This is a genomic window from Cupriavidus malaysiensis, assembly GCF_001854325.1.
Lineage (GTDB): Bacteria > Pseudomonadota > Gammaproteobacteria > Burkholderiales > Burkholderiaceae > Cupriavidus > Cupriavidus malaysiensis.
Window position 1 is genome coordinate 108,297 of sequence record NZ_CP017755.1, and the last position, 15,560, is coordinate 123,856.

At 71.3% G+C, this 15,560-nt stretch carries 13 protein-coding genes; 6 read left to right on the forward strand and 7 right to left on the reverse strand.

Annotated elements, in window-relative coordinates; genetic code table 11:
* Nucleotide 1: 1 nt before the first annotated feature.
* Both BKK80_RS20385 and BKK80_RS20390 read right to left on the reverse strand, forming a co-directional pair.
* A complete protein-coding gene (locus tag BKK80_RS20385) occupies nt 2-310 on the reverse strand; it encodes a FeoA family protein (protein WP_071017547.1) in 309 nt (102 codons plus the stop codon).
* Between the two features lie 306 nt (nt 311-616).
* The gene (locus tag BKK80_RS20390) at nt 617-1,543 is read right to left on the reverse strand and encodes a LysR family transcriptional regulator (RefSeq protein ID WP_083384325.1); all 927 of its coding nucleotides are present in this window, start codon (nt 1,541-1,543) and stop codon (nt 617-619) included.
* A 182-nt stretch (nt 1,544-1,725) separates the two neighbouring features.
* Between BKK80_RS20390 and BKK80_RS20395 the strand changes: the two genes are divergently transcribed.
* The 4 genes from BKK80_RS20395 (at nt 1,726) to BKK80_RS20410 (ending at nt 6,452) form a co-directional block, all read left to right on the forward strand.
* Nucleotides 1,726-3,552 (forward strand): acyl-CoA dehydrogenase family protein, encoded by a 1,827-nt coding sequence (locus BKK80_RS20395; protein WP_071070995.1) that lies wholly within the window; start codon nt 1,726-1,728, stop codon nt 3,550-3,552.
* A gap of 161 nt (nt 3,553-3,713) precedes the next feature.
* Nucleotides 3,714-4,709, forward strand: a complete 996-nt coding sequence (locus BKK80_RS20400) for a Bug family tripartite tricarboxylate transporter substrate binding protein (RefSeq protein ID WP_071017543.1) — start codon at nt 3,714-3,716, stop codon at nt 4,707-4,709.
* Nucleotides 4,710-4,808: 99 nt separating this feature from the next.
* A complete protein-coding gene (locus tag BKK80_RS20405; RefSeq protein ID WP_071017542.1) occupies nt 4,809-5,249 on the forward strand; it encodes a PaaI family thioesterase in 441 nt (146 codons plus the stop codon).
* Between the two features lie 54 nt (nt 5,250-5,303).
* Complete coding sequence (locus tag BKK80_RS20410) at nt 5,304-6,452, forward strand: CaiB/BaiF CoA transferase family protein (RefSeq protein WP_083384324.1); 1,149 nt, start codon at nt 5,304-5,306, stop codon at nt 6,450-6,452.
* 328 nt (nt 6,453-6,780) lie between these two features.
* Here BKK80_RS20410 and BKK80_RS20415 read toward each other — a convergent pair whose 3' ends face one another.
* The 4 genes from BKK80_RS20415 to BKK80_RS20430 all read right to left on the reverse strand — a co-directional run bounded on the left by BKK80_RS20415 (nt 6,781) and on the right by BKK80_RS20430 (nt 11,816).
* Entirely contained in the window at nt 6,781-8,490 is a 1,710-nt protein-coding gene (locus BKK80_RS20415) for a lactate permease LctP family transporter (protein ID WP_071017540.1), read from the reverse strand.
* Between the two features lie 322 nt (nt 8,491-8,812).
* Entirely contained in the window at nt 8,813-10,258 is a 1,446-nt protein-coding gene (locus tag BKK80_RS20420; protein ID WP_071017538.1) for a LutB/LldF family L-lactate oxidation iron-sulfur protein, read from the reverse strand.
* Nucleotides 10,255-11,037: a LutC/YkgG family protein gene (locus tag BKK80_RS20425; protein ID WP_071070997.1), complete on the reverse strand. Its 783-nt coding sequence runs from the start codon at nt 11,035-11,037 to the stop codon at nt 10,255-10,257. The genes BKK80_RS20420 and BKK80_RS20425 overlap by 4 nt, the downstream gene beginning before the upstream one ends.
* On the reverse strand, nt 11,034-11,816 hold the full coding sequence (locus BKK80_RS20430; RefSeq protein WP_071071000.1) for a (Fe-S)-binding protein: 783 nt from the start codon (nt 11,814-11,816) through the stop codon (nt 11,034-11,036). The genes BKK80_RS20425 and BKK80_RS20430 overlap by 4 nt, the downstream gene beginning before the upstream one ends.
* Nucleotides 11,817-12,010: 194 nt before the next feature.
* On the opposite strand from BKK80_RS20430, the gene BKK80_RS20435 reads away from it, so the two are divergent.
* The gene (locus BKK80_RS20435) at nt 12,011-12,733 is read left to right on the forward strand and encodes a FadR/GntR family transcriptional regulator (protein ID WP_231908189.1); all 723 of its coding nucleotides are present in this window, start codon (nt 12,011-12,013) and stop codon (nt 12,731-12,733) included.
* 99 nt (nt 12,734-12,832) lie between these two features.
* On the opposite strand, the gene BKK80_RS20440 is transcribed toward BKK80_RS20435, so the two are convergent.
* Nucleotides 12,833-13,870 carry an AI-2E family transporter gene (locus tag BKK80_RS20440; protein WP_071017533.1) on the reverse strand — a complete coding sequence of 346 codons (1,038 nt, stop codon included), beginning with the start codon at nt 13,868-13,870 and terminating at the stop codon, nt 12,833-12,835.
* A gap of 240 nt (nt 13,871-14,110) precedes the next feature.
* Between BKK80_RS20440 and BKK80_RS20445 the strand changes: the two genes are divergently transcribed.
* Complete coding sequence (locus tag BKK80_RS20445; protein WP_071017531.1) at nt 14,111-15,493, forward strand: ethanolamine ammonia-lyase subunit EutB; 1,383 nt, start codon at nt 14,111-14,113, stop codon at nt 15,491-15,493.
* Nucleotides 15,494-15,560 lie beyond the last annotated feature (67 nt).

Here is a 15,560-nt window from a genome sequence, read left to right on the forward strand (position 1 = left end):
CTCAGGCGACCGAACGGCGTGCCGTCGAGGCATTCGCGTCCTGGGCGGCCGGTTCGAGGCGGGAGACGGAGGCGCTGGCCACTTCGATCGCGATGCGCTCGGCCTCGGCGCGGCGCAGCGCGAAGCGGGTGAAGCCGACCTGGGCCACCAGGGGGTCCTTGCCGAAAGGGCCATGGGCCACGATCTGCACCGTTTCTCCCGGTACGAAGCCCAGCTCGCGCAGGCGGCGCGAGACCGGATCGTTCGGCATGGCGTCTTCCACTGAGGTCACGACGGCGACGGTGCGCCGCGGCAGTTCAGGCAACCGCATGATGCTTCCAGTGCAGGGACCGGCTTCGCCATCGGGGGCGCCCGCGCAAGCAGGGAAACCGCGTCCAGGATACGTGAATGAAAATCGTTTTCATTGTATCGCATTCTGGACCCGCCGCGCCGCCGGCGCCGTCGCGGGCGTGCGCCGCCGCCCGCAGCGGCGGGTGGAAGTGGCCGCAAGCCGCACAATTAACGCAATTGCGTTATTGGTCGCGCATTGCGCCGGGGGTAAGCTGCAGGCACGCTGAACACCCCGTTCCACGCGTACTTCAAGGCCACCGGCCCCGCGCGGCCGGTGGCCTTTTTCTCATGGCAGGCCGGATACGCCCACGCCATCGCCCGGTCCGTCCGGCAGCCCCTGCCCCTGCCCCACCATCTCGACGAAGCGCTCGCGCGCCGGGTGATCGGGCGTCAGCTTCCAGGCGCAGTAGACTTCCGACGGCACGGTGGACTCGGCCAGCGGGCGGAATGCCGCGCCCGCCATGCCGGAGCGCTGCAGCGCCGCCGGCACCACCGCCACGCCCATGCCCTGCGACACCAGCGAGACCACCGACAGCCAGTGGCGCACCTCGTGGCGGATCTGCGGGTAGAAGCCCTGCGCGGCGCACATCTCGAAGATGCGGTTGTAGTAGTCGGGCGATGCCTTGCGCGAGAACAGCACGAAGGGTTCGCCGCGCAACTCTGCCAGCGCCACCGCCGCGCGCGTTGCCAGCGCGTGGTCCTGCGGCATGCAGCAGACGAAGGATTCGCTGTGCGCCAGGATCGCGCCGAGTTCGTCGGGCAGGTGGCGCGTATGCACGAAGCCGGCGTCGAGCTGGCCGTGCAGCAGGGCATCGATCTGCTCCTGCGAATTCAGCTCGGTCAGGGCCACCTCGATGCCCGGATAGCGGGCCTGGAACGCCCGCAGGTGCTCGGGCAGGCCACGGTACAGCATCGAGCCGACGAAGCCCACGCGCAGCCGCCCCACCGCGCCGGCTTCGATCTGGCGCGCCAGCAGGCGCGCCTCCTCGGCCTGGGCCAGCAAGGCCGTGGCCGACTCGCGGAAGGCGCGCCCGGCCGCCGTCAGGCGCACGCCGCGGCTGTCGCGCTCGAACAGGCGCGCGCCGACCGAAGCCTCCAGCTGCTGGATGTTGAGCGACAGCGGCGGCTGCGAGATGGCGAGCCGGCGCGCGGCGCGTCCGAAGTGCAGCTCCTCGGCCAGCACGAGGAAGTAGCGCAGGTGGCGGAATTCCATGGCAATACAGAAAACATATTGATCGAGCCAATTTTAGAATTAGACACGAATCGGCGGGGTTTGAATAATGGGGTTCAGCCAGTCCCCGCGCCTGGCGCCCCACCGGCCCGACCGGGATGCTTTCCCGGCACTTCCTGCCGGCGCGCGTGCCGGCAGCGGGGCCAAAGACCAGGAGACCCCTCATGCCGACCAGCGCCGCCCGCCAGGGCGTACCCGTTTCTGCGTCCCCCGATTCTGCCTCCCCGGTGCCCGTTGCCCAGGCCGCCGCCGCGCACCCCGTGCCCGACCGCCACGGCAGCAACCTGTTCAGCGACGACCCGGACCTGCGCGCGCTGCTGCCGCTCTACCTGCCGCAGGCGCTGGTCTCGCACCTGCTGCCCCATCTCGACCGCATGGGCGCCCTGGCCGGCGGCGTGCTCGACGAACTGGCCCGCACCGCCGACCACAATCCGCCCAAGCTGTCGCACCGCACCCGCAGCGGCGTCGACGCGCAGCGGGTCGACAAGCACCCCGCCTATGTGCAGATGGAACGTGTGGCTTTCGCCGAATTCGGCCTGGCCGCGCTGTCGCACCGCGCCGGCGTGCTGGGCTGGGATGCGCCGATGCCGCCCGCGGCCAAGTACGCGCTGACCTACCTGTTCGTGCAGGCCGAGTTCGGCCTGTGCTGCCCGCTGTCGATGACCGACTCGCTGACGCGCACGCTGCGCAAGTTCGGCGATCCGGCCCTGGTCGAGCGCTACCTGCCGAACCTGACCACCCAGGTCTTCGAGGACCTGTACCAGGGCGCCATGTTCATGACCGAGCAGGGCGCCGGCTCCGACGTGGCGGCCACCGCCACGCGCGCCGTGCGCGACGCGCAGGCCGAGGGCGGCTGGCGCCTGTCCGGCGACAAGTGGTTCTGCTCGAACCCGGACGCCGGCCTGGCCATGGTGCTGGCGCGCGCCGAGGACGAGGCGGGCAACGCCGCGCCGGGTATCAAGGGCGTGTCGCTGTTCCTGCTGCCGCGCACGCTGTCCGACGGCAGCGCCAACCACTTCCGCATCATCCGCCTGAAGGACAAGCTGGGCACCCGCTCGATGGCCAGCGGCGAGATCCGCCTCGAAGGCGCGCATGCCTACCTGGTCGGCGAACTCGGCCGCGGCTTCGTGCAGATGGCCGACATGATCAACAACTCGCGCCTGTCCAACGGCGTGCGCGCGGCCGGCCTGATGCGGCGCGCGCTGACCGAGGCCCGGTTCATCGCGCGCGAGCGCCAGGCCTTCGGCAAGCGGCTCGACGGCATGCCGCTGATGCGCCGCCAGTTGCTCAAGCTGACCCTGCCCACCGAGCAGGCGCGCACCATGGTGTTCCAGACCGCCGAGGCGCTGCGCCGCGCCGATGCCGGCGAAGCCGACGCCTACCCGCTGATGCGCATCCTGACGCCGCTGATCAAGTTCCGCGCCTGCCGCGACGCGCGCAAGGTCACCGGCGACGCCATGGAAGTGCGCGGCGGCTGCGGCTATATCGAGGAATGGAGCGACCCGCGCCTGGTGCGCGACGCCCACCTCGGCTCGATCTGGGAGGGCACCAGCAATATCGTCGCGCTGGACGTGCTGCGCGCCATCCGACGCGAAGGCGCGCTGCCGGTGCTGCAGGCGCACCTGGCCGGCCTGCTGGCCGACACCCCGCTGCATCCTGAGGCGCGTCTCGCCTTCGCCGCCGCGGTGGCGCGCGCCGCCGGGCTGGCGCAACAGGCGGCCGAGGCTGGCGCCGACGGCGACGTGCTGGCGCGCCAGGCCGCCTCCGCCCTGTACCACGTCACCACCGCCGTCGCCATGGCGTGGGAGGCCGGCCGCATCGGCTCGGTGCGCCGCATGCGGCTGGCCCAGCTGGTGCTGGTGCATCGCGTGCTGCCGCAGGATCCGCTGGCCGGCGCGGCCGAGCCGGAATGGCTGGCCGAGACCGTCGACGCACCCGAGGACGGCCCGCTGCGCGCAGCGGGCGCGGTCGACGCCGTCAACCTCTTCTAGCCGCTTCCTCGCCGATCCATCGCTGGTTCATCGCCGGCCCTGGACCGGCCGCGTGCCAGGCCCTCGTGCCATGGCGCGCCGGCGCCACCGCCGCGGCGCGGCGGCGGCGCCGGTCCCGGCATACCCGCCGGGCCCACATAAGACAGACCCTGGAGACAAGCATGACCACGTCCAACACGCCCCTGTGGCGGCGCTTCGCCGCGTTCGCCGGCTGCGCGCTCTGCCTCGCCGCCGCCCCCGCCTTCGCCCAGAAGGATTTCCCCAGCAAGCCCCTGATGCTGGTGGTGACCTACCCGCCGGGCGGGCCCACCGACGCCATGGCGCGCACGCTGGCGGCCGCGCTCAAGAGCAGCCTCGGCCAGCCCGTGGTGGTCGAGAACCGCGCGGGCGCCGGCGGCAACATCGGCGCCGAGGCGGTGGCGCGCGCCGAACCCGACGGCTACACGCTGATGTTCGGCACCTCGGCGCCGCTGGCCATCAACGTCAGCCTGTATCGCAAGATCAACTACGATCCGGTCAAGAGCTTCGCGCCGGTGATCCAGATCGGCCACCTGCCCAATGTGCTGGTGGTCAACCCCGGCGTCCCCGCCAGGAACGTGCAGGAACTGGTCGCCTACGGCAAGGCGCACCCGGGCAAGCTCAGCTACGCCTCGTCGGGCAACGGTGCCTCGTCGCACCTGGCTGGCGTGATGTTCAACAACCTCGCCGGCACGGACTTCCAGCACATCCCCTACAAGGGCACCGGCCCGGCGCTCAACGACCTGCTGGGCGGCCAGGTCAGCATGGCTTTCACCGACGTGCTGACGGCGCTACCCTTCATCAAGAGCGGCAAGCTGCGCGCGCTGGGCGTGACCACGCGCACACGCTCGCAGGCACTGCCCGACCTGCCCACCGTGGCCGAGCAGGGCGTGCCCGGCTTCGACGTCTCGGTCTTCTTCGGCGTGGTGGCGCCGGCCGGCACGCCGGCGGACGTGATCGCCAAGCTCAACCATGCCTTCGCCGACGCGCTGCAGCAGCCGTCCGTGCGCAAGACCCTGCAGGCGCAGGGGCTGGAGTTCGCCGGATCCACAGCGCCGCAGCAGCTGGAGGGCTTCATCAAGTCCGAGGTGGTCAAGTGGCGCGACGTGGTGAAGAAGTCGGGCGCGCAGCTCGACTGAACGGGAGCGGGCAGGCTGGCCGGGCGCGGGCGGCGCGCTGCGCGAGCGGTGCCGCCGCCGTATCATGGCGGCTTCGATAGTCACCGCTCTGGAAAACCCATGCAACAACCTTCCGAACTCCCTGCCAACGCATTCGCCGGCGAAGCCCCCGGTGTGCTGTTCGGCCTGCCGATGCCGATGGCCAGGGCCTTCGGCCTGCGCGGCGAGGCGATCGGCAACGATCAGGCCCGCGTGCGCATGCAACACAACACCGACTACACCAACAGCCGCGGCGACGTGCATGGCGGCGCCATCGCCACCCTGCTCGACTGCGCGCTGTCGTGCGCGGCACGCTCGCACGATCCGGCCCGCTATGGCGTGGTCACCGTCGACCTGACCGTGCATTTCATCGCGCCGGGCCGCGGCGATGTCATCGGACTCGGCTTCTGCGAACGGCGCGGCCGCGCGCTCAGCTTCGTGCGCGGCGAGGTCCGCGACGAGGCCGGCGAGCTGCTGGCGCTGGCCACCGGCACCTTCAAGCTGGTCGAGCGCGCCGCCTGACGGCAGCGCCCGGTCGACCCGCCAACCCATCCGCCGCATCGAGGAACTCACAACATGAATGCTGCACCCGCTGCTTCCGCCGCCATGCCCGGCGCGCTTGCCGGCATCCGCGTGGTCGACCTGTCGCGCATCCTGGGCGGCCCGTACTGCGGGCAGATCCTGGGCGACCACGGCGCCGACGTGCTCAAGATCGAACCGCCGCAGGGCGACGACACCCGTACCTGGGGCCCCCCGTTCAAGGATGGCGTGGCGTCTTACTACTTCGGCCTCAACCGCAACAAGCGCGTGATGACGCTGGACCTGACCCAGCCCGCGGGGCGCGAGGCGCTGCTCGCGCTGCTGGCCGACGCCGACGTGCTGATCGAGAACTTCAAGACCGGCACCATGGAGAAATGGGGCCTGGGCTATGACACGCTGTCGCGGCGCTTCCCGCAACTGGTGCACTGCCGCGTCTCCGGCTTCGGCGCGGACGGCCCGCTCGGCGGCCTGCCCGGCTACGATGCCGCCATCCAGGCCATGACCGGCATCATGAGCATCAACGGCGAGGCCGATGGCGAGCCGCTGCGCGCGGGCCTGCCGGTGGTCGACATGGTCACCGGCCTGAACGCCGCGCTGGGCGTGCTGCTGGCGCTGCAGGAGCGCGGGCGCAGCGGCCGCGGCCAGTTCGTCGAGGCGGCGCTGTACGACTCTGGCCTGTCGCTGCTGCACCCGCATGCCGCCAACTGGTTCATGAACGGCAAGACGCCGGGCCGCACCGGCAATGCGCATCCGAACATCTATCCCTACGACACGGTCGCCACCGCTACCGACCCGATCTTCCTGGCGGTAGGCAACGACCGCCAGTTCCGCATCCTGTGCGAGCACCTGGGCGTGCCGGCACTGGCCGACGACGAACGCTACGCCACCGCCGGCGCGCGCTCGGTCAACCGCGCCGCGCTGAAGGTGGAGCTGGAGCAGCGCATGGCCGGCCGGGACGGCAAGGCCCTGGCCGACACGCTGGTGGCCGCAGGCGTGCCGTGCGCGCCGGTGCTGTCGGTGCCGGATGCGCTGAAGCACCCGCACACCGCGCACCGCGGCATGGTGGTGGAGATGGAAGGCGGCTATACGGGCCTGGGCGCGCCGGTCAAGCTGAGCCGCACGCCGGCCACGTACCGGCATGTGCCGCTGACACCGGGCGAGACGTTCCTGCCGCGGGAGGAATAGGCGGGATGGGATGCGGTCGCGCTGGACGCAGCCACCAGACACGCCAACGCCGTGGGCCAAGCATGGTGTCTTGGCTCCCTCGCCCCGCATGGGGAGAGGGCGGGGGAGAGGGGTGGTTTAGCAAGGCGCCACGCCCAGCGAAGCCAACGGTGTGATCCAGCACGCGAGCACGGAAACGAAGCCGATGGTGTCATCCCACCCGCCACGGTCAGCCAGCGCCTGCCCTCACCCCCGGCCCCTCTCCCGCAAGCGGGAGAGCGGAGCGGCGCGGCCCGGCGCGGCGCGAGCGCGGCCGCGCCGGGCCATGCCGCTTCGAACTCCGGATTCCCTAGCCCGGAATCATCCCCGTCAGCCAGTAGGCCTGCACCATCGTGATGAGGCCCACGATCACCGCGAACAGCAGGCTTTGCTTGACCGTGAAGCGGAACAGCTCTGACTCCTTGCCGACCAGCCCGGTGGCCGCGCAGGCCACGGCGATCGATTGCGGCGAGATCATCTTGCCGGTCACGCCGCCGGTGGTGTTGGCGGCCACCAGCAGCGTGTCGTGCACGCCGATCTGGTGGGCGGTGGTGCTCTGCAGCGAGCAGAACAGCGCGTTGGACGAGGTGTCCGATCCGGTCAGGAACACGCCCAGCCAGCCCAGGAAGGGCGAGAAGAAGGGGAAGGCCGCGCCGGTGCCGGCCAGCAGCAGGGCCAGCGTGGATGACATGCCCGAGTAGTTGGCGACGAAGGCGAAGGCCAGCACCAGGCCGATCGACAGGATGGGGCGGCGCAGTTCCAGCAGGGTCTCGCCGAAGGTGGCCAGCAGCGCGCCGGGCTTCATGCGCAGCAGGACGGCCGATACCAGCGCCGTCAGCAGGATGGCGGTGCCCACGGCCGACAGCAGGTCGAGCTTCAGCACGGCTTCGTAGGGCTTGGGCGAGGCGACGATCGGCGCTGCCTTCAGCACCATCTGGTCCAGCCCGGCGATCTTGAACTTCAGCACCGTGCCGGCCAGCGCGCCGTTGGCGGCGAACAGGGCCTTGAACGGCGCCAGGCTCCACACCGTGACCACGGCGGTCAGGATCAGGAAGGGCGACCACGCGCGCAGCGTCTGGCCGGCGCTATAGGGCGAAGGCGTGCGCGGTCGCGCCGCCTTGCCGCCCAGGCCGCCACCGAAGCCCGCCAGCGCCGCGGCACCGCCGCCGACGCCGACGGTGCCGCCGGCTGCCTGCCGCGCGCTGCGCGGTTGCCACACCTTGAGAAAGGCCGCCAGCGACACCAGGCTGACCAGTGCCGAGGTGATGTCCGGCAGTTCCGGCCCGATATGGTTGGAGGTGAAGTACTGCGTCACGGCGAAGCTGCCGCCGGTGACCAGCGCCGCCGGCCAGGTTTCCTTCACGCCCTTGGCGCCGTCCATCATGAACACCAGCCAGAACGGCACCGCCAGCGACAGCAGCGGCAGCTGGCGGCCGGCCATGGCGCCGATGTGCATGGCATCGATGCCGGTCACCTGGCCGGCGACGATGATGGGGATGCCCATGGCGCCGAAGGCCACCGGCGCGGTATTGGCGATCAGGCACAGGCCGGCGGCGTACAACGGGTTGAAGCCCAGGCCCACCAGCAGCGCGGCGGTGATTGCCACCGGCGCGCCGAAGCCCGCCGCGCCTTCGAGAAAGGCGCCGAAGGCGAAGCCGATCAGCAGCATCTGCAACCGCTGGTCGTCGGTGATGGCCAGCACCGAGGCGCGGATCACGTCGAACTGCCCGGTCTTGACCACGATCTTGTAGAGGAACACCGCCGTCACGATGATCCAGGCGATCGGCCACAGGCCGTAGGCGAAGCCGAAGCCGGCCGCCGCCAGCGCCTGCTGCGCCGGCATGCCGTAGGCGAACACCGCCACGGCGAGCGCCAGCAGCAGCGTGATGGCCGCCGCCACATGGCCCTTCAGGCGCAGCACGGTCAGTGCGAGAAAGAAGAACAGGATGGGAACGGCGGCCGCCAGCGCCGACAGCCAGAGGCTGCCGAGCGGCGTGTAGAGCTGGGTCCAGGGTTGCACAGTAGTCTCCTGAGGGATGGCGATGGATTGGTGGTGGTTGTTTTTGGGGGGCGGTGGCTTTGGCTGCCGTTGTCTTGTCTGGAGCAATCGCTTTGCCGGCGTCTCGTGCCGATCTCGTGTCGGTCCTGTCCTTGCGCGTCGCATCGCGTGCCCGCTTGTTTGCTCCCCTCTCCCGCTTGCGGGAGAGGGGTTGGGGGAGAGGGCAGGCAGGCGCCAGAACGACGGCACTCACTTCGCGCGAGCGCCCGCCCTCTCCCCCGGCCCCTCTCCCACCGGCGTGGGAGAGGGGAGCAAGCCATTGGCTACGCGCGCGGCTTCAGCCCTACTCCGCCTGCCCGCGCTCGCGCAGCAGGTCGGCCAGGCTGCGCTCGGCCGGCACCAGCGGCGCGCGATGCCGCGTCCAGCCCATCTGCTGCGCGGGCGCCAGCGCGCGCAGCCGCGTGGCGGCCCAGCGGAACAGGCGGTAGCGCGACGGATGGGCGAAGGCGCCGCTCCAGAAGCGCCAGATCAGGTGTTCGCCGCGGCGGTACTTCGCGCCCTGGCCGCGCAGCGGGTGTGCCACCTGCTCGTGCGGGTCGCGGTTGGCCTCGGTGCGCAGCCGTACCAGCAGTTGCGGGATCGGGATACGCACCGGGCACACCTCGCCGCAGGCGCCGCACAGGCTCGATGCGGTGGGCAGGTCGGCGGTGGCCTCCAGTCCGAGCAGGTGGGGCGAGATGATCTTGCCGATCGGGCCCGGGTAGGTGGTGCCGTAGGCATGGCCGCCGATGCGCGTGTAGACCGGGCAGTGGTTCATGCAGGCGCCGCAGCGGATGCATTGCAGCGTGGCGCGCAGCTGCGCGTCGGCGTAGGCCTGGCTGCGGCCGTTGTCGAGCAGCACCAGGTGCAGTTCGCGCGGGCCGTCCAGCTCGCCGGCGCGGCGCGGGCCGGAGATCAGGTTGAAGTAGGTGGTGATGGCCTGGCCGGTGGCCGAGCGCGTGAGCAGGCTCGACAGCGGCACGATGTGCTCCAGCCTGGCCACCACCTTTTCCATGCCCATGATGGCGATGTGCACGTCGGGCACGGTGGTGGACAGGCGGCCGTTGCCTTCGTTCTCCACCAGCCACAACGTGCCGGTATCGGCGGCGGCGAAGTTGACCCCCGACAGCCCGATGTCGGCCTCGACGAAGGCCTGGCGCAGCGCGCGCCGGCCCGTCTGGATCAGCTCGTCGACATCCTCTGTGTAGGGCGTGCCGGGAATGTGCTGCGCGAACAGTTCGGCGATATCGCCGCGCGTCTTGTGGATGGCCGGCATGACGATGTGCGAGGGCTTCTCGCCGGCGAGCTGGACGATGTACTCGCCCATGTCGGACTCGATGCAGTCCACGCCGCGCTCGGCCAGGTAATGGTTCAGCTCCATTTCCTCGCTCGCCATCGACTTGCCCTTGATCACACGGCGCGCGCCGCGCGCCTGGGCGATGCCGTGGATGATGGCGTTGGCCTCGTCGGCGGTCTCGGCCCAGTGGACCTGCACGCCGGCGGCGGCCAGCTTCGCCTCGAGTTGCACCAGCAGCTCGGGCAGCCGCGCCAGCGCGTGCTGGCGCACGGCTTCGCCGAGGTCGCGCAGCTGCTCCAGTTCCTCGCCGTCGGGGAACTGCACGGCGCGCTTGCCTTGCAGGAAGTCCATGGCGCCGCGGAAGCTGGCGCGCAGCTTGTCGTCCTCCAGCGCGGCGCGGGCGCGCGCCTTGAAGTCGGCGGCGGGCACGAATTGCATGGGGCGGGCGTTCATTGCGGCTCTCCTTGCGGCGTGGCCGGCGCGGGGGCCTCGTCGACGATCCACACCCACAGCCGGCGCGGGCCGTGCGCGCCGTAGGCCAGGGTCTGCTGGATGTCGGAGGTCTTGGATGGACCCGACACCATCACCAGGTTGGTCGGCATGCCATCGGCCCAGCGCTCGGCCTGCACGGCCGCGTGCAGGTCGGCATGCAGGGTGCGGGCATGGACCAGGGCCACGTGCAGCGGCGGTACCAGCGAGACCGTGCGCGGACTGCCGGCGTCGGGCGCCAGCACCAGCGTGCCGGTGGCGGCGAGGGCGGAGCGCGCGACGGTGAAGCCGGCGTCGATGGTGTCGAACAGCTCGGCCTTCCAGGCTTCGAGCGGCTGCTTGTAGGCGCGGGCCTGCACCGAGGGCGGCAGCGCGCGCGCCAGGGCGGCGCCTTCGCTGCCGGCCGGGTCGAGCAGCAGGCGGCGCACGCCGGCCTCGGCCAGCCGGGTCGCCAGCTGCCCGGGCCAGGAGACGGCGTCGCTGCGCCAGACCTCGGCATGCGAGGCTTCCAGCGCGCGCTGCAGGGTGTCGGCCAGCGCGGCAGTGGATGGTGCCAACGCGGGCCGGCGCGCGGCGTAGTGGGCGTCGATGCGCCGGCTCAGTGCCTGTGCGCCTGCCGCATCTGCCGTAGCTGGCGCCGCGCCGGCCTGGGCCTCGGCGCGGGCCGCGCGCAGGCGGCCGAGCATGCGCTCGCGCGCGCCCTGGCCGGGCTGGGCGTTGCGGGTGGGAGCGGGGGCGCTCATGCCTGCCCCTCCCCGCCGGTGCGGCGCCACAGGAAGCTGGCCAGGTGCTCCACCGGCAGCGGCGCGCCCTGGTGAACGGCGGCATGGCCGATATTGAGCAGGCAGCCGCAGTCGGCCGAGACCAGCCGTTCGCAGCCGGTGGCGCAGGCCGAGGCGATCTTGTCCTGGACCATGGCGCCGGAGATATCGGGGTGCTTGAGCGAGAAGGTGCCGCCGAAGCCGCAGCACTCGCTTTCGCGGGCGTGCTCGACGCGGGTCACGCCCGGCAGCGCGTCGACCATGGCCACGCCGTGCTCGCGCGTACCCATTTCTCGACGGGCTCCGCAGGAGGTGTGCAGCACCACCCGCTCGTGCGGCTGGCCGGCCGGCGCGCGTGCCGCCAGGTCGAGCTTCAGCACATGCAGCAGGAATTCGGTGAGTTCGAACACGCGCTCGGCGAGCGCGCGCGCCTTGGGACCGAGCGCCGGGTCGTCTTCGAACAGCCGCGGCCAGTGGTGGCGCATCATGCCGGCGCAGGAGCCGGAGGGCACCACGATGGGCCAGGGTTCGGCGAACAGGTCGAGCTGGGCGCGCGCCACGGCGCGGGCCTCCTCGGGATTGCCGCTGCTGTAGGCGGGCTGGCCGCAGCAGCTCTGCTGGCGCGGATAGTGGACGGTCAGGCCCTCGCGCTCGAGCAGCCGGACCGCATCGAGCCCGGCCTGCGGCACGAACAAGTCGACCAGGCAGGTGGCGAACAGGTAGACCTGCGCCGGGGCGGCGGGATATTGCCGATGAATCATGTCTCGCTCCGCAAGGCTTGGGCTGCGCCTTTGTCTGAGGGTGGGGACGCCGGCACGCCGGCGCGGCGGACTGCTGCGCGGCGTGTTTGGGCGCATAATTCACGCTTCCGCGCGCCAGTTCAAATTGGTTGGACCAGAGGCAGCGCAGGCGCAGGGGACCAGGGGGAAGCGATGCAGGGAGCGGGGAACGGACCATGGCGGGGATGAGCCCGGCCGGCGGCGCGCGCGGGCGGGTCGAGGCGGTCATGCGCCGCATGGAGACCGCCCTGCTGGACGGCACCTGGGCGCCGGGCACGCGGCTGCCCGCCGAGCGCCAGCTCGCCGAGCAGTACGCGGTGGCGCGCAACACCGTGCGCGAAGCGATCCAGCGGCTGGCCGCGCGCGGCCTGCTGCAGAGCCGGCGCGGCGCCGGCGTCTACGTCACCGACCAGCTGCGCGCCGGCATCGCCTCGCCGTGGGGCCAACTGGTGGCGGACCACCCCGCGCTGCGCGACGACATCCTGGAGTTCCGCCGCGTGCTCGAAGGCGCCACCGCCTATTTCGCCGCGCTGCGCGCCGACGCCGGCGACATCGCGCGCATCCGCGCGCTGCTGCGGGAACTGGAGCGCACCCGCGCCGAGGACGACAAGGCCGCCGAGGCCGATGCCGACGCGCGCCTGCACGACGCCATCGCCCAGGCCTCGCACAACACCATGTTCCTGCACCTGCATACCAGCGTGATCGGCATGCTGCGCGAACACATCACCATCAATGGCACCGGCCTGCGCGAGCAGGACGCCGCCGCCTCCGGGCAACTGCTGCTGCAGCACCGCACGCTGTGCGAGGCGATCTGCGCGCGCCGCCCCGAAGAGGCGCGCACGGCCATGCAGACCCATATCGATTTCGTGCGCAGCCACGTCGAGCGGGACGGCGGCTGAGGCCCGCCGGCCATTTCGCCGGGGGCGATGCGAGCGGAATTGGTCCAACCGCTGGCGCCGCGCGGCGTATGCGCCGCGGGCCCGGCGGCCGATGCCGCCTCAGACCAGCTCGACGGCGGCCAGTTCGCGCTTCAGGTAGGCGTAGAAGATCGGGCCGGCGATCACGCCCGGGATGCCGTACAGGGTTTCCATCAGCAGCATCACGGTCAGCAGTTCCCACGCCGCGGCCTGGATGCGCGCACCGATGATGCGGGCGTTGAGGAAGTACTCCAGCTTGTGGATCACCACCAGGTAGAACAGGGACAGCACGGCGATCGGCAGGGATACCGACAGCGAGGAAACCACGATCGCGGTATTGGAGATCAGGTTGCCCAGCACCGGCAGCAGGCCGACCACGAAGGTGATGACCACCAGCGTCTTGCCCAGCGGCAGGTGCACGCCGAACAGCGGCAGCACCAGCAGCACGTAGGCCGCCGTCATCACCGTGTTGATCAGGGAGATCTGCACCTGCGCGAAGATGAACTGGGCGAAGGCGCGCTGCAGCATGCGCGCCCGCTCCACCAGCGCGGCCGCCAGCGGGCGCCGGTTGGGCTTGGAGATGGCGCGGTAGAGCGCGACCATGGCGCCGATCACGCAGCCCACCAGGATGTGCACCAGCGTGCGCAGCACCTCGGCCCCCAGCTTCTGCGCCATCTGCGCGTGCTCGCGCAGCCAGTGGATCAGCGTGTTGGCCAGCTCTTCCACGCCGCGCGGCAGGGCATCGCTGATCCAGGGCGGCAACTGCCCGCGCGAGCGGTCGATGATGTCGGCCACGTGGTCGAGCAGTCCGTCCAGGGTCCTGCCCTCGCCGCCGATGAAGCGGGCCAGCGCCCAGCCCGCCAGCCCCAGCGCCAGCAGCAGCAGGGTGCTGAGGATGGCGACGGCGAGCGCGTCGTGCTTCTGGTGCAGGCGGGTCAGTTTCGGCGCCAGCACGTCGACCAGCGAATACAGCAGCAGTCCCGACAGCAGCGCCGCCACCAGGTTGGCCTGCAGCACCATCCAGAGCGCCAGCGCGCTGAGCGCGTAGGCGACCGTGCCGACATGGGCCCAGGCCGGCAGCGGGGTGCGCGGCGATGGGGTGGGATCGGGTTCCGTCATGCGTTCTCCAAATGGGGATGGGGTACCGATGTGCCGGCACCGTCTCTCTGCAACGATTGTCGGTGGCGCCGGAGCCGAAGGCAAGGCCGCCCGGCTGGCGCCGCGGGTCGGGTTTGCGCGATGATGTGGCTAGTCCACTGCAGGAGCCGATGTGCCAGCCCAGACACTGCCTGCCCCCGCCCTGTCCTGCGACGCCGTCCGGCCCGGCGCGATGGCCGCGCCGCGCGGAGGCTGAGCGCCATGGCCTTCACCCGCACCGTGGGCCTCGAGCGCCACGTCTTCGCCGACCTCAAGACCCTGCTGGCCAAGGCCGGTCCGGCGCGCTCCGGCGACAGCCTGGCCGGCGTGGCCGCCGCCAGCGAGGCCGAGCGCATGGCCGCGCGCCTGGCGCTGGCCGACCTGCCGCTCGCGCATTTCCTGGCCGAGGCCGTGGTGCCCTACGAGGACGACGAAGTCACCCGCCTGATCATGGACAGCCACGACCGCGCGGCATTCCGCGAAATCGCCTCGCTGACGGTGGGAGACTTCCGCAACTGGCTGCTGCGGCACGAGACCGACGCTGCCGTGCTGGCGCGCGTGGCGCCGGCCATCACGCCGGAGATGGCGGCGGCGGCCAGCAAGCTGATGCGCAACCAGGACCTGGTCTCGGTGGCGCGCAAGTGCCGCGTGGTGACCCGCTTCCGCAATACCATCGGCCTGCCCGGCCGGCTGTCGGTGCGCCTGCAGCCCAACCACCCGACCGACGATCCGAAGGGCATCGCCGCCGCCATCGTCGACGGCCTGCTGTATGGCTGCGGCGACGCCACCATCGGCATCAACCCGGCCTCCGACAGCCTGCCCGCCATCGTGGCCCTGCTGCGCCTGGTCGACGCGCTGCGCCAGCGCTTCGACATTCCCACCCAGTCCTGCGTGCTGACCCACGTCACCCACACGCTGCGCGCCATCGAGCAGGGCGCGCCGGTGGACCTGGTGTTCCAGTCGGTGGCCGGCAGCCAGCGCGCCAATGCCGCCTTCGGCATCGACCTCGCGCTGCTGGCCGAGGCGCGCGCGGCGGCGCGCGCGCTGGGGCGCGGCACGGTGGGCGACAACCTGATGTACTTCGAGACCGGGCAGGGCAGCGCGCTGTCGGCCAATGCGCACCACGGCGTCGACCAGCAGACCATGGAGGCGCGCGCCTATGCGGTGGCGCGCGCGTTCTCGCCGCTGCTGGTCAACACCGTGGTCGGCTTCATCGGGCCGGAGTATCTGTATGACGGCAAGCAGATCATCCGCGCCGGGCTGGAGGATCACTTCTGCGGCAAGCTGCTGGGCCTGCCGATGGGCTGCGACGTCTGCTATACCAACCATGCCGAGGCCGACCAGGACGACGTCGACACGCTGCTGACGCTGTTCGGCGTGGCCGGCATCCACTTCATCATGGGTGTGCCGGGCGCCGACGACATCATGCTCAACTACCAGAGCACGTCCTTCCACGACGCCCTCTACCTGCGCGAGACGCTGGGCCTGCGGCCGGCGCCCGAGTTCGAGGCCTGGCTGCAACGCATGGGCCTGGCCGATGGCAGCGGCCGCCTGCTGCCGCCGGGCAGCCGCCAGCCGTTGCTGCGGCTGGCGCATGAGCTGTGAAAGGCGCTGCGAAGCTGCCCCGATGCGCCCCGATGCGCCATGACAAGCCCCGAGAGGAGCCCACCGT